This window comes from Nocardia sp. NPDC051929 (assembly GCF_044548645.1).
Lineage (GTDB): Bacteria > Actinomycetota > Actinomycetes > Mycobacteriales > Mycobacteriaceae > Nocardia > Nocardia sichangensis.
This window is the reverse complement of the sequence record NZ_JBIUCG010000023.1, coordinates 52,018-65,451: the sequence shown is the minus strand read 5'-3', so window position 1 is coordinate 65,451 and position 13,434 is coordinate 52,018. Positions and strand designations below refer to the sequence as shown.

The 13,434-nt window shown below is 62.7% G+C and carries 11 protein-coding genes; 1 reads left to right on the top strand and 10 read right to left on the bottom strand.

The window, feature by feature from the left end:
* Positions 1-565 precede the first annotated feature (565 nt).
* The gene (locus ACIHAX_RS28660) at positions 566-901 is read left to right on the top strand and encodes an Lsr2 family protein (protein ID WP_397280625.1); all 336 of its coding nucleotides are present in this window, start codon (positions 566-568) and stop codon (positions 899-901) included.
* Positions 902-1,092: 191 nt separating this feature from the next.
* Here ACIHAX_RS28660 and ACIHAX_RS28655 read toward each other — a convergent pair whose 3' ends face one another.
* The 10 genes from ACIHAX_RS28655 to ACIHAX_RS28610 form a co-directional block, all read right to left on the bottom strand.
* The gene (locus tag ACIHAX_RS28655) at positions 1,093-1,620 is read right to left on the bottom strand and encodes a DUF6301 family protein (protein WP_397280623.1); all 528 of its coding nucleotides are present in this window, start codon (positions 1,618-1,620) and stop codon (positions 1,093-1,095) included.
* Entirely contained in the window at positions 1,617-2,075 is a 459-nt protein-coding gene (locus tag ACIHAX_RS28650; protein WP_397280621.1) for a TY-Chap domain-containing protein, read from the bottom strand. The genes ACIHAX_RS28655 and ACIHAX_RS28650 overlap by 4 nt, the downstream gene beginning before the upstream one ends.
* The gene (locus tag ACIHAX_RS28645; RefSeq protein WP_397280618.1) at positions 2,072-2,563 is read right to left on the bottom strand and encodes a DUF6301 family protein; all 492 of its coding nucleotides are present in this window, start codon (positions 2,561-2,563) and stop codon (positions 2,072-2,074) included. The genes ACIHAX_RS28650 and ACIHAX_RS28645 overlap by 4 nt, the downstream gene beginning before the upstream one ends.
* Before the next feature lie 199 nt (positions 2,564-2,762).
* Positions 2,763-9,011 (bottom strand): toxin glutamine deamidase domain-containing protein, encoded by a 6,249-nt coding sequence (locus ACIHAX_RS28640; RefSeq protein ID WP_397280616.1) that lies wholly within the window; start codon positions 9,009-9,011, stop codon positions 2,763-2,765.
* A gap of 1 nt (position 9,012) precedes the next feature.
* Positions 9,013-9,327: a WXG100 family type VII secretion target gene (locus ACIHAX_RS28635; protein WP_397280614.1), complete on the bottom strand. Its 315-nt coding sequence runs from the start codon at positions 9,325-9,327 to the stop codon at positions 9,013-9,015.
* Positions 9,324-9,842 carry a YbaB/EbfC family nucleoid-associated protein gene (locus tag ACIHAX_RS28630; protein WP_397280612.1) on the bottom strand — a complete coding sequence of 173 codons (519 nt, stop codon included), beginning with the start codon at positions 9,840-9,842 and terminating at the stop codon, positions 9,324-9,326. Before ACIHAX_RS28630 ends, ACIHAX_RS28635 begins: the two co-directional genes overlap by 4 nt.
* Positions 9,843-10,001: 159 nt before the next feature.
* Positions 10,002-10,775 carry an ESX secretion-associated protein EspG gene (locus tag ACIHAX_RS28625; RefSeq protein WP_397280610.1) on the bottom strand — a complete coding sequence of 258 codons (774 nt, stop codon included), beginning with the start codon at positions 10,773-10,775 and terminating at the stop codon, positions 10,002-10,004.
* A 91-nt stretch (positions 10,776-10,866) separates the two neighbouring features.
* Positions 10,867-12,075 carry a WXG100 family type VII secretion target gene (locus ACIHAX_RS28620; RefSeq protein ID WP_397280608.1) on the bottom strand — a complete coding sequence of 403 codons (1,209 nt, stop codon included), beginning with the start codon at positions 12,073-12,075 and terminating at the stop codon, positions 10,867-10,869.
* Between the two features lie 10 nt (positions 12,076-12,085).
* Positions 12,086-12,520, bottom strand: a complete 435-nt coding sequence (locus tag ACIHAX_RS28615) for a hypothetical protein (RefSeq protein ID WP_397280606.1) — start codon at positions 12,518-12,520, stop codon at positions 12,086-12,088.
* An 84-nt stretch (positions 12,521-12,604) separates the two neighbouring features.
* Positions 12,605-13,183, bottom strand: coding sequence for a DUF3558 domain-containing protein (locus ACIHAX_RS28610; protein ID WP_397280604.1), 579 nt, complete (start codon positions 13,181-13,183; stop codon positions 12,605-12,607).
* Between the last annotated feature and the right edge of the window lie 251 nt (positions 13,184-13,434).

The window sequence follows — 13,434 nt, the reverse complement described above, 5'->3', positions numbered from 1 at the left end:
GACTCGACCCCGCCCTTATCGTCGCGTACGAGCCAATCGGGGTGAAGGCGGAACCAGCACCACCGGCACCCTCGCCTGTTCCTCGTGCGGTGAGGACCAGCCGCAAACAGTTGGAGGCACGCATCGCCGAGTTGGAAGCCGAACTCGCCGCCCAGCGCGATTTACGGCCCCCGTCATGAGACCGGCTATGTTGCGAACATTTCCTCACGACGGCGGAGGTTTCCGGGACTGCCGACAGAGCCGGTTGACCATGGAGCAGCTGGCAGAGCGGTCCAATATGGCCGCCGCCACGATGGCGTCTCTCGATCAGGGCAAACGTTGGGCCAGACTGACCACGCTGCATCGGCTGACCAAGCGCTACGTCTCACCACCGCCGAACTGTTTTCCAGCTCGTAGGCAGGCCGACCTAAAGGCTTATGCCAGCACGAACTAAGAAGACGAAACCCGCTTGTCAGATGCGCTCCGGCTCGTCCATCCACGCACATCGCGGCTGAACCGCGCGGGGACGCTATGCGTTAGCATTTAGCGTTCCGCTCTCGCTTTTCCAGTGTGAAAGGACTACTGCATGGCACGCAAGGTGGTTGTCGAGATGGTCGACGATTACGACGGTCAATCCCCCGCGGAAGAAACCGTCAACTTCGCTCTCGACGGCATCGCCTACGAGATGGACCTGTCGGTGTTGAACGCCAGCAGCCTGCGCGGCGTGTTCGAGCAGTGGACGCCTCACGCCCGCAAGGTGGGCCGGGCTCGACGGGCACGTGGCAGCCAGGGCAGGCCAGCAAGCGACCGGGATCAGACTGCAGCTATCCGAGAGTGGGCGCGCAAGAGAGGCATTGAGGTCTCTAGCCGCGGGCGCATCGCTGCCGAAGTAATCGAACAGTACAAACACGCGAATCAGTAACCAGCGCTTACAACGGTCTGTCGCTGGTTGGGGTGCCGCACGTCGAACCGCCGCTGCAATCGGCACAGGCGGCGGCTGGCTTCCGTGCCAGCGTCGTCAATGACGCATACCGATACCGACTTTTGGAGCGCAGCTGTGCATCGACTGCTCCAAGGCGCCATCTCTCAACAGAGATCCGCTACAACCGTTGATCAGCTGGTCCGCCGTAGCTGCGCGTTGTTCGCCTGGTCGTAATTGGTCAGCCATGAGTTAGCGACCAAGCGCAGTCCTATCGTAAGGCCCAGATCCGTCAACAGCAGCGTCGTTTCCTCACCGCTCCATCGGACCTCGGGACTCGAACCGACGATCTCTGCGGTCGGTGCTCCGAGCGCGCCGGCCAGGGCGGCAGCCGCTCGTGTGTAGGCATCGTGGACCGCAGCTCGGCCAGCGGCGTCGTCCGAAGCCAGGGTGGTGAGGGCGATTTCGATCCGTTCTGCGTCACCGTCGCTGCCGATCACGTCACAGCTGCCGGGCCCGAGGCCGCTGTCGAAGCGAACCCAGTCACTGGACTGAATGATCGGATCCCGCCACCCGAAGACGACGAGAAGCCGCATAAGGTTATCCATCCGCCACGACCAGACCAGCGACTGTAACTGGAGGGCTAGCTCGACGATCGCTAAGTCGTCCATCACCCGCCAACCGGCCGCACTGTGGTCAGAGCTCGAACCGACGCTACTCATAGCACGTTCCCTCTTGTCGAGAGTCCAAGGTACGGCAACTCCACCTGGCGATTGCCGTCACGCTCGTTCCATGCCTCGTACACTAACGTCGCCGGATCCGCGATACCGAATGCGTCGCGTAGGCCGGTCACTATTCGCGACGCCAACTGTCGGTAGCCGTCCGAGGTGGCTGGCCACTGCAATTCGTACCACCAGTTGTCGCAGTGGTCGGCGTCGGGTTGCTGCCACCCGCAGCTGGTGATGAGCTGGCCTCCGGTGTCACCGACTCGTACATCGGGATCGAGCCAGCTGTCGCCCGGCAGCTCGGCCCAAATCATGTTGTCGAGTTGCCGAAACTGTACGAAGCGGCGCCGCTCTTTCGGTTGCCCGGCCTCACCTATGATTACGACGGTGTCGGTCGACAAGGTCGCCAGGTGCTGGGTCAGACCATCGGCGAACTCTGCCCAACTGGTCATATCAGCCCCTGCTCTTGCAGTTCTATCGTCTTGTCATGCAAAGCCAGCCACGAGTTGGTCACCAGATACAAACGTACCGTCGTTCGAAGACACATCAGCTGCAGCGTCGTCTTCTCCCCCGCCCAACGGATCTCGGGGACTTCGCCAGGTTGCCGACTCGACGGCTCTCCGAGGCTACCGGTAAGCGTCGACGTCATCCGCGCGAAAGAATCGCGTAACGATGCTTGACCGGCCGCGTCTCTGCTTGCCCTGGAAGTCACCGCAACTTCGATCACTTCAGCCTGATCACCGCGGCCTTGGACACCGCCGCTTGCCATCCCGAAGCCGACGTCCAGGATGGCCGACCGGGCCCCGAGACTCTGAACATCCCATCCGAACTCCGCAGCTAACTGCGGTATGTCGGACATCCGCCATGACCAATCCAACGACCGCAGTCGGGTCGCCAGCTCGATGATTTCCGCGTCACTGAGGGTGTGCCATTCAGTCACAGGAACACCCTACCTTGCCCGGGGACAGAATCTCGCGGTCACAACCAAGCAGGGCGATATGTACCTGGCTTGACATGGATAGGCTTCCTTTCTGCACTCTGCGGGCTGTCGTATCGTGCATTGTCCGCCCCAATGCAGCGCGAATCATTGCCATGCCGGCACCCTTATGATCATCGCTCACCTACTACTCACCGTCGCCTCAATACCCTCGGTAGAGGCCTCTTTCACGTTCCCGGGCCGCGTCTCGGCTGCGGCCGCGCATCTGCAATTCCTCAGCAGTTGGCCGTGTAAGAGCGGCCTCCTGTGCCGGAATGGCCTGACTGATCCGGGTCAAATGAACCAGTGCGACGTGATCGACTGAAACTCCCCGTTCAATAGCTTTCGCGGCTTCTGCCAGTCGTGGGGCTAGCGAGTCATAGGGGACAAGAATTGGCGCGCGGCCTGGTAACTCGTAGATGTATGCTTGTTTACTCCTGTCGAAGCCACTCGGTTCATTTTCCAGGCAAAGCAGGTACGCCTTAGCGTCGAATGAAGATTCCCGCCCTTCCGGGATCCTCAACGTGGGATTTTGTTCTACAGCGAGATTATGCTGGCGTATTGTCTCGCGAGCAACAGCGTCTCTCAACGGCGTAAGCGATTCTTCTCGCGATTCCGCAATAGCCTGAGACAGCTCCACTGCATGTTGAGGGGCAAGGCCGATCGCCTCGATGGTGCGAGTATCGTTTGCGCGCTCTGCAGCGACGATTTGCTCGATCGCTCGGTGCGCTTCGAGGGCGCGTGTGAAGTCTGCCCCCCGCTCGCTATCGCGACCGATTGTCAGCTCATTGACCTTTTCAGTCGCTTGTGCCAAGAGTTGCGCACGCTCCGGCAGCTGCGATTCTCTGGACTCTACAATTCGTTCCGTCAGAGAATTCACCAATCCGCGGTCGACAGCCCGCAGGTTGGCGATGAGCGCTCGGTCCCGGTCGACGATTTCGGCCGCCACCAATTCAGAGGCGACCTCTTTGAGGCTTGGGTGCAGATCGAGGTTGGCCAAGATTGCTTGGCTTCTCTCATTCTCCAACTCGTGAACTTTGTCCAGAAGTTCATAACTCGCGAAAAGTTCCTTACTCAAGGTTCCGGGTTCCAGGGCTTGCGCCGAGTTGATCCGTTCCATGGCTTCAAGGATCTGGCTCCGCAACTCCTCTACCGTTTTCCCAGGGACAGCGCTTGTTTGCGCGAATTCGACCGCATCCAACACGGGTTGGCGGTCGTCGGGATGCAGTGCTTGCAATAGCTCGACCCGGAGATCTTCCATCTCCTTCGCCATTTGCTGTTCCTGCTCTCGCCTCTCGACGAGCTCGAAGGCGCGAGACTTATCGATGCCGCCAAGAATCTCGGGCAAGAACGACTGACCGTCACGTTCAATATTGAAATGTGCCACGTTGACGGTGCCGTCGCGGGATACGTGGACAAGATTGTACTCGACTTGGAGAGTTCCGTCGGCGTGGGCTCGGAGCAGCTGGTCGCGAGCCTTCAAGAACTGTTGCCCTTCAGGGCTGTTCGGGTCCAGGCCACGCGCACGCATCTGCTCCGGTGTTTCCATGAGAAGTTGCTTGAGATTTTTTTCGATGGCAGCGGTGCGCTCAGCGTACTCCCGCGAGCCTTGCTGTGCGCGTCCGTTTTCGGTATTGGCAGCACCCAATGGTGAAGTGCCGCCCTTGCACTCATCAATGATCAGCGTGGGCGGATGGCCGGCGAAAGCGATGACGTCGAAGGTGTCGCGTCCATCTATCGCGTTTTCGAACGGGGTCAGGAGTACAACGTCGGGACGGTCGGTGGCGTGGGATATTCCACCCAACTCCCCCATTTCTTTTGACGTGAGCACCTTTTCGATGCCAAGTCGGTTGTACTCTCGGGCGTTGTCCCGCATCTCGTGCAACCGCTCGAGCTTGGCTATTTTATCCTGGTCGGTGAGCGAGAGGTCGTTGGCGATTCGGTCTTCTCTGTCTTCGATGAACTCGACCAGCTTTTTCTCGCTCAGTTGGTCGATCTTGTCGACGTCGAACTCTCTCATATGGGCTTTGACCACTTCGGCGGCAGCAGCGCGGTCGCGGTCTTGCCGGGTGGCCTCGGCAGCCAACTCGTCTAGCCTCGACCGTATGTCTGGGTTCGCTACTTCGTGGGCTTGGGCCGGACCTTTATCCGCCAGGAAGGCGATGTCCTCTCTGGTCGCGGGATCGGTGACCCAGCCACTCCCGTTCCTCAGCCGATATTCGCTGTCGCGGTAGGTGCCTTCCGGGTCTCCGAATTGATGCCATCTTCCATCGGGGTCTCGGTAGGAGTTGGCCGGATCGCCCGGTCGGTGCAGCATGCCGTCCGCGTCGCGGTACATGCCAGGCGGGGTCGACTGATTGTCACGTGAGGAGTGTGATCCCTCTGAGGAAGAGTGCGGCTCCCGTTCATTGGGCCGCTCGTGCGGATCACCCTCTGGTCCACCGGGTTCAGTGTGGCCGGGTGGGGCGATGTCCGGCAGCTGTGCTGATCTCGGGGTGAGTACCTCGTTGGGCGCGGCGCCCAGTGAGTTCAGTACTCGAATGTCCCTTGCTCCGGCCAGGTCCCGTCCACCCGGTTGCGCATCTCTGCCCAGGCCACTGCGTTCGCCGATGTGGTGTCGGTCGGCTGGTAGGACAAGGTGTGCTTGTCGATCAGCAGATGGTGCGTGATGGTCGGTACGGGGGGTTGAGCCATCGACTGGGCTTCGAGCTGGTACTCGATCTTCTGTTGATCTTCCTGTGTCAGTTGAATGCTCACGCGCCACCGGGGTGGGTAGACCTGGCTGCCCTGGATCGGTTGTCCGTTCCGGATCGCTTCGTCGTACATCTGCCCGATCACGTGGGGAGGAAGGCTCGAATGGGCTGTCACTACTCCGGTCTGGGCGTTGATCACGTAGTTCCCCAGCCCGAGTCCCATCCCCTTGGCGGTCTCCTCTGGCGTCAGGATCCTCCGACAGACCCACCCGTACTCGGTCTTGAGTATCTGGAACTGTTGATCGGTCGAGAAGATGCGTGCCAGATACTGTTCCACTTGCTCCCGCGTCTGAAGCTGTTCTGGCACTGTTGATTCCTCCATCGGGGCCGTTTGTCATGAACCAGAGCGACGATGAGTTCGCGGACATGTAGGCCGGCGGTGTATCTGATAGCAGTCGTTGCTGCGGGTCCCACCATACGGGTCCGCTGGCGTCGTAGGGGTAGACAATGACGGTGGCGTGCGAGCCGTCGACCACCGGCGAGCCGTCAGGGTGATAGCGCAATTCGCCCGTGTTGACGTCGCGGGCATGCCATTCGTTGACGATCAGTGCCGACGATCCGGGGCCCAGGTGTGCAATCCATTGGTGGAGTGCGTCGAACTGTTCCTGGATGGTCTTGCCCTGGTGGTCGAAGTTTTGCCATTCACCCCCGAGCCATTCGGTAGCGCGTTCCAGTCCTCCCTCTTCACCTCCGGTGCGATCGAGTGTTCCGTCTGCCAGCACATCGGCCCATCTCGGGACCCCGACCTGTGGGTCGCCGTGGAAGGAGGAGATGGCGGCCAGCGCTTGTTCGACGCAGTTGTTGCTGCGCCCCGGATTTTCCGGACCGCCGTCGTTGATCAGCTGCCCGTAGGGGTTGGTGCGGGGATCGGCTCCGACCAGGAAGCGGTTGCCATCGCGCAGCGCATCCTCCACCGCGGCTTGGAAGGCCGAATCCTCAAGGTGATTCAGTCGACCGTTGCCGACAACCCGCGTTTGAGGCAGGTCCTGGAACCGGGACGGGGTGTTGGCGCGAGCGATGTCGTTACTGAGGTGGCGCAGGTCCACCGCGTCGAGACCCGGAGTGTGCCCGGTATCAGTGGGCAGGCCAAGTTGGTGGCGGAGGTGGTCGGCGAGGACGTCGGGGTGGTCGTTCGGGTGCCAGGTGTTGGGACCGGTCGGCGCGTGGTCGACATTGATGTGCAGGTGTGCGGCGGCCGGGTCATCGGTGCGGACGATATCGACCAGCAGACGGTCGCCGCTGAGAAGTCGCTCACCGCTGTTGAAGGATCGGTCGGCGCCCAGCTGGGCGTTTTCGAGGACCTGCTGTAGTTCCTGCGGGGATATGTGGTCGCCGGATGAGAGGTGCACCTGGATGCTGATCAGCGCGACCGGGTCATTCGGGTTGTCGGTGAAGCGATGCACGTCGTAGGCGGCGTCTTCGTTCGAGCGTCCGCGCGGCGTGACCGAAGTCAGGCGGCTGTCGTCGTCGGCCTGGTGTCGGTAGCGCTCGCGCTCGGGCCGAGCTTCGTTGACGTGCGGTGCGTCGCGAGGGGCAGGGTGGTGAGCCGGAGCACCGGGATCACGCGGCGGCTGATGAGAATCATGTGGTCGAGCGACGGAGGAGTCCTCCCGAGGGGGCCTGTGCTCTGGAATCGTCGTGGTCGGCCGACCAGACTCCGGCCGTAGCTCCGAAGCGTGCGGCCTTTGCTCAGACTCGTGAAGAGACCGAACGGCAGTGGAATGGGCATCATGTGCCACGCTTCTCGGCGTTGAGGCTGGGGCCGGCGCAGCAGCAGCGTGCGGCAGCCGAGCCTCCGGTCGCGCTGCCGTGGGCGTGTCAGGACGTGCAGCTGCCGGTGGAACCGCAGTAGATGTGGGCAGTCCCGCTTGCGGAGCATCTGCAGGCACAGCGTGACTGGGTGCGCTCGGCCGAGCGACCTCATGCGCAGGTGCGCTCAGGCCGAGAGTGGGTGACGGGCCTACCGAAGAGGTTGTCGGTACCGAAGGACCATCAGCCACCGCCGTCGAGGTCACGGGCGCAACCGCACTTGTGCTCGGATGGCTTGGCGACGTCGGTGCGCCCGAGACCACGTCAGAAACACCACTGACTGTTCTGGGGGTAGCGGCCTCGTGAGGCGTCGAGGCTGGTGCGTGCACGCCCGACGGCGCCGCGTCGGGTTCGACGGACGGCGTATCAAGCGCGTGGGTTGACTCGGTGGTAGGCGGATGAAAAACGGTTTCAATGTCCAGTGAGCCGTGCCCAGACAGCAGCGTGGAGCCGTCCGGTAGGCGTTCCATCCGCGGACCGCTGCTTTGGTTGTCGGCCAGCGACGGCGAGGACTGTTCCTGTAGCAGCGTTGGGGTTTCGTGATGGCCTGGGGGCATCGCGTCGGTATGCGCGGGTGGTTGCGTCGCAGCGGGCGGCGCGTCGCTATGCGCGGTCGGCCGACTGGTGGTGTCTGCGGTGGTCGGCGATGGACTGTCGTGCTGGTGATCCGGACGAACTGTTTCCGTGCCAGTCGAGGCTGGCGCCGTAGTGACTTCATGCTGACTGGGCGACGGCGGTGCCTCGAGTGAGGTGTGCTCGACGGCCGGTGTTTGAGGACTGGGTTTGGTCTCAGTCGTAACTGCTGGAGCTGGCTCGGCCTCGATGGTAGGAGATGGCTTTGTGCCGATGTCCTGGGGGCTACTGAGGTCGAGGTGCGGCGCGGTGCCATGGTCAACGCTCGTAGTAGTCGAGTCGTGGTTGTGGTGGGCTCCCGCACCGGCGGCGAAGATGGCGCCGTTGGCGACGGATGAGGTCGCCATCGGTGCGCTGAAGTCGAAGTTGCCGCCGAATGGCACCGTCGCTGCGGTGCCCGCTGCGTAGGCGGCCGTGCCGACGACGCCGTCGACCGCGGTTTGGGTGGCGGCTTTGCCGATTTTGGAGCTTGCCGCCTCGACGGCGTTACTTCCGAGACCGCTGGCACCAAGTCCGCCGCCGAGCGCGCCAGCGACCGTTCCGGTCAAGGTACCGAGACCGACTTGATTCCAGTCCTTGGCGTTCAATCCGTCACGGTGACCGTCGGCGATCTGCACAAGCCGGGCACCGAGGTCCACGCCGCCGCTTTGCAGGATGCCCCAGCCGACGCCCTTTAACGCGGCGCGGGCGGCGGCTTTGGCCGCGGCCCGCGTCAGCATGCGCTGGATGAGTTGTCTGATCGCCATCCGGATTGTGATCTGAGTGGCGACCCGCGCGGCTACCTCTGCGGCTGCCGCGGCCGGGGCGCCGATCCCTGTCGCGGCGACACCTAATGCCCATAGCGCCTGGGCAGCGAAGATAACGAGTGCCGCGATGATGACCATCTTGGTGTGCTCGATGTCGTTGGCGCCGTCGTTCAGGCTGTCGGCCAGGGAGTGGCATCGCTTGATCAACGCGGGCAGTGATCCCTCTGGACCGTCGATCTGCCGCCAATAGTCGGCGAGCGCGTCGTGGGTCTTGCCGCTATCGAGCGCGGTGAGAACATCTCGTAGGGCACCGTCGGCGTCGAGCTCGATATCGCTGTCGAGCACGGTGGCTAAGGTGTCCCATGCGTCGGCGACTCGCCGCATGGCGGTTTCGTCACCCTCAGGCCAGTCACCCGCGCCGACAACCCATTTGGCGACCCACTGTAGTTCGCCCGGTAGCTCTATGCCCATGTCACGGCCTGATCTGGTTCACTCTGTCAGCGGTCGATTGATCTTGCGCCTGAACCTTGTCGGCGATAAGGACGACGCTGTCACCGAGATTCGTAAGCACTTTGGCCAGGCCGTCTGTCCCTTTCAACCCGTCGTCTGCGCCGGGCACATAATCCTTGGCGAAGGACTGTCCGATCTTGTCCGACCCCCAGCATGTGCCTTCCGCCTCGATAACGCGTCTCAGGTCAGCCGCTGCGGCTTTGACGCGATCGGACGCGCTGACGAACCGAGGTTGGGTAGCCCGCAGGGCCTCTGGATTGACGCCGAAGTCGCTCACGGGCGCTCCTCCAGATACGAGGCGTTGCGGAAGTACTCGTCTTCGTCATCGTCATCGACGCGAGGCCGCTTGGGCTTCGAGGGCGCAGGGCTGGGCGGACGCGGGACGACTGACTTGAACAAGTCTTTGACACTAGGAGCGCCGGGGATGAGGTCTGGGAGGTCGGGCATGTCGTCCACGAGCTGCTCGATGGGGCCGAGTGCTTGCTGGGCCCGCTCGGCAACCAGTCGAGCAGCCAACTGGGCAGCTTCGGTGACCGACCGGCCCAGCTTCTCGGGAGTGGAGCGCTTGAACGCTTCCGGCACGACATGCACCTCGATGGGGATTCCGGCGATATTGCTCACCACCCGAACCAACCGGTCGGAGGACCACGCCTCAGCCGTCGCTGACGACAGACGGGACTGCGCAGCGACGAATCCCTCACGCTGCCGCTGCAACTGCTCGAGCATCGAGTCGACCTGCTGCCCCAGCCCACCGCTGTGTGCGCCGAGAGGATCCTGCTCGATGCCAGCCATTCGTGCTCCTCATATCCGAGATCGAGTCCGTCAATCTAATCCGACGCAGCAGGCCGCCGATCGGTTCCATTGGTTCGCAGTTTCTTTGGCGGTGCGTCGCGGCGATGCTGTCGGACGTCCAGCGATCCTGGCGGATCATTTGCGGGCTCAGTCGGACAGCTACCACCTGGCGCGTGTGTCTTCTTGCAGGCGTTGCAGGGCGCGCTCGATCCAGGTCGTGAATTGAGTAGACAGCGCCTCCACCGAGGCGGGGCTCACCGTGACTTGATCGCCGCTGCGGCGTTCGAGGTAGCGCCCGTCATCGGTGAGGTCATGCCACTGCAGCACGACCAGGGGGTGTGACACCACATTGACTGGGCCAGTGAGCAGGCCAGCGCTACCGCCACCGTCGGCCGGACGATGAACCAGCCGCTCGTACCTTTCCCGTGGGCTGGCGCGGGAGACATCTTCCAGATGACTACCGGTGTCCGGCCGCAGATCTCGGACATCGAAGGTCGCGGGTTTATGCTGACCCGGTTCACGAGCAGGGATCGACTTCGCCAGATGTGCCGGGAGATCGTCCGGGTTGAACAGGCGCAGTCGGATGGGTCCGTCCTGTTCGACATTGGCGGTCTGGTAGAGCGATACGGCTTGGTGCTTGGTCCGCGCACCCACGATCCGGTACATCCGCACGCTGCCGTCGCGGCCCTTGTGCTTGGTAGTGCCGCCGAGTATTTCGATACGCAGGTCCGAGGTCGTCAGTGTGTCGAGAGCGAGCTGGATCCGCTCCATCTCGTTCCAGGAGTAGCGCTTGCGCACGACCAGGCGGTGCGCCGCGAACTCGTCTCGAAGTGCGAAGCGGCTTCGGTAGTGCAATGGATTAGGGAAGCGATCGTTGGCGTCGCTGTACCAAAGTGCAGCGAAGTCATCCGGATCCCAGGTCCATTCGTCCATACAACGTCCATTCGTTCATGTCGGCCACCCATCGCGCTGTAAGCCGTTGCGGTGACGGCACATCCTCACGCGTTTGTGCGTTTGCCGACGTTCAGATTTCCGTGGCCTCGGTCGTTGGGCTGGCCTCTGCGCTTTCGTCGTCGTCCGTCGATAGACCGACGTACTGCGGGTCCCGGCCGATCACTCCCGCCGGTATGGTCCGCGGCAGCTCGCCGATCAGCTCAGCGGTGTTCTCCTTGTTGATCAGGTAGTCCGGAGTCTTGTGGGTGGACTCTTCATCGGACTTGCCACGACCAGCGCCGCCCATCCCAGGCACCATTCCCGGCGTGCCGATGCCTGCGCGACTGCTTGCCAATGGGCTGGCCGCAGACGCGTTGACGTTTGGGGTGGGAGTGCCCGGCACGCTGCTTCCGGGGAGTGGGGCACGACTTTCAGGGCTGCCCGGAACGACAGAATTCGGCCCGTGGGGTGTGCTCGGAGAGAGCGTACTCGTCGGCACAGTGCTGGCCGGTGTGGTAGTCGGAGAGGTGGGAGTGGGTGTGCCGGTGTCAGTCGCCGTCGGGTCGTAGCCGGTCGGCTGGGTCACAGGCGCGTCCGAATTCGGCTGTTGCATCAATTCGTCCGCCGTAGGCACGTCCTGCGCCTGATCCGTTGGCACACTGGGCGAGCCAGGATCGAGTGGTGAAGCCGGGCTGCCGGGAGACGACGGGTTGAAGCTGCTGTCTACCGTCGGACTGGTTCCGGGATTGAACGCCGGTGCATCGGACTGTTGTGTCGGATCGACCCCGGACGGCAAGACGGGCACCTGCGCGTCGTAGTCAGCGAAACGAGTGACGTAGATGTTGTGCATGGCGTCGCGGGCACTCTGTTCAGCCTCGTTGCGGGAGCGCTCTTCCTCAGCAGCCCGGGGCGGCCAGACGTTCGCAGTCCACGAGTGGTCAGCGTAGCCGGGGATCGCATTGCGGGTATCGACGATGGCCGCCGCCGATTCAGTGATCTTGTTCGACAGCTGCGTCAGCATCGGCTCGAGTGTCCGCGCGGCGTCGGTGTACCGCTTGATCGCGTCCTTAGCAGCATCAGCCGCCGACCCTTCCCATGCCTGCGAGATCGAGCTGATCACAGATCGGGCGAAGGTCTCGACGCCTTGATCCCACATCGTCGCGGCATTGGAGTACTGCACGGCCGCGTTGTAGGCGTTGTGGGTGTTGAGTGACTCGAATGCGTCCTTGATCTCGTGGTGGGACCAGGCACCGGTGTACTCGCCGTTCCCCGGAATCTGCTTCGGTTCGTTTTCCTGCATCGGACGACCGTCACTCCTTCGCGAAGGGCACTGAGAAGATGCGCTGCGGCGCTGGGGCTTGCTGCGGCAACGTGGCCTCAAGCTCGCGGTAGCGCGCACCCCACTCGGCGTCCTGCTGGCTGTAGCGCTCACGGATGGCACGGAACAGATCCTGGATGTCCTCAACCACCCGGTAGTGCGACTCCATCACCGCATACACGCTGTTCTGGGAGCCTTTGGCCTTCTCCCGGTACCGCTTGACCATCGTCGTTCCCGACACCAGCTCATTACCGCTCTTGCTTCGGTAGTGCTCGCCCAGACCCCACGTCTGCTGCTGCGCGATGTCGGTCATCATCTGCTGGATGTCGCGAATCTTGGCCTTGAAGAACTCGCAGTCGCGATCAACATAGACGAACTGCTCCGGATCCATCCGCACCAGCAGCCGGCCCTCGCGTGCGTCATTCACCAAGTTCGCCAACGGCCGAGGTAGGTTGTCATCCCCGCTCAATGATCCAGTCTCCCTATCAGTGCGTCTTGGCCACCGACCCGGTCACGCCGTCGCGGGCATCGTCGGCGCCACATTCTCCGCGAGCGTCCGGGCGAGTTCGCATGAATCAAGGCTTCCCGTGGCACGGTTCGAGGCTGGGTTATTGAGGTTGAACTCCAGGCTGCCGCCCTGCATCGACACGTCCACCGTGCAGGCTTCCTTGATATAGGGGCCGTCGAACTGCCGGGTGGAGATCGCCCGGCGGCCGGCAATGGTGAATTCCTGTGCCTCCGGGAGCTGCTTGGCACGCACAACCTCGACGGTCAAATTGGTCGTGCGGATACTCACCACGTAGCCGTTGGATCGACCGTACCGGCAGCCGCGCCACTTGACGCCACCATCTGCCTCGGCGTCCGCTTGCCCCCTAAGCGTGAGGTTCTCCGACGACAGCACCTCGGCCGGGATGTCCTTACAAGGGTCGTACCCCTGCGGCACGCCAGCTGCAACGGATGGCACTGCCGTAGGCGAAGGACTATCTGGAGACGCATCACCCTCGCTACTCGAGGATCCACATCCGACGAGCGCCACAGCTGTAACGATGACCAAACCCGAGATACGCAGTGTGTTGCCGCAGCGTGTCATCTGGCTCCCCTCACGGCCTCGGCGCACTGGTGGCGTCAGGTGAATCAGAACCCGGCACCTGGCTTCCTGTTGGCTGCCTCGGTGCACCGTACCGTGAGCCTCTTTGCGCTCGCAAGCACGCCTATTGCGCGTCCGCATGGCGAATCGGCGCTGCTGCAACAGGTTTCATTCACTTGCGCTGAATCCGATGAGCCATGACTCACCACACCGCCATGGCGCCGTTGGCTCCGAATACACCTCTGGACGTCGTA

Excerpts from the sequence above, each read along its gene's own strand:
- ACIHAX_RS28660 (WP_397280625.1), top strand. The coding sequence starts at position 566 with ATGGCACGCAAGGTGGTTGTCGAGATGGTCGACGATTACGACGGTCAA.
- ACIHAX_RS28640 (WP_397280616.1), bottom strand. The coding sequence starts at position 9,011 with ATGGGCATAGAGCTACCGGGCGAACTACAGTGGGTCGCCAAATGGGTT.
- ACIHAX_RS28630 (WP_397280612.1), bottom strand. The coding sequence starts at position 9,842 with ATGGCTGGCATCGAGCAGGATCCTCTCGGCGCACACAGCGGTGGGCTG.
- ACIHAX_RS28650 (WP_397280621.1), bottom strand. The coding sequence starts at position 2,075 with ATGACCAGTTGGGCAGAGTTCGCCGATGGTCTGACCCAGCACCTGGCG.
- ACIHAX_RS28620 (WP_397280608.1), bottom strand. The coding sequence starts at position 12,075 with ATGCAGGAAAACGAACCGAAGCAGATTCCGGGGAACGGCGAGTACACC.
- ACIHAX_RS28655 (WP_397280623.1), bottom strand. The coding sequence starts at position 1,620 with ATGAGTAGCGTCGGTTCGAGCTCTGACCACAGTGCGGCCGGTTGGCGG.
- ACIHAX_RS28625 (WP_397280610.1), bottom strand. The coding sequence starts at position 10,775 with ATGGACGAATGGACCTGGGATCCGGATGACTTCGCTGCACTTTGGTAC.
- ACIHAX_RS28610 (WP_397280604.1), bottom strand. The coding sequence starts at position 13,183 with ATGACACGCTGCGGCAACACACTGCGTATCTCGGGTTTGGTCATCGTT.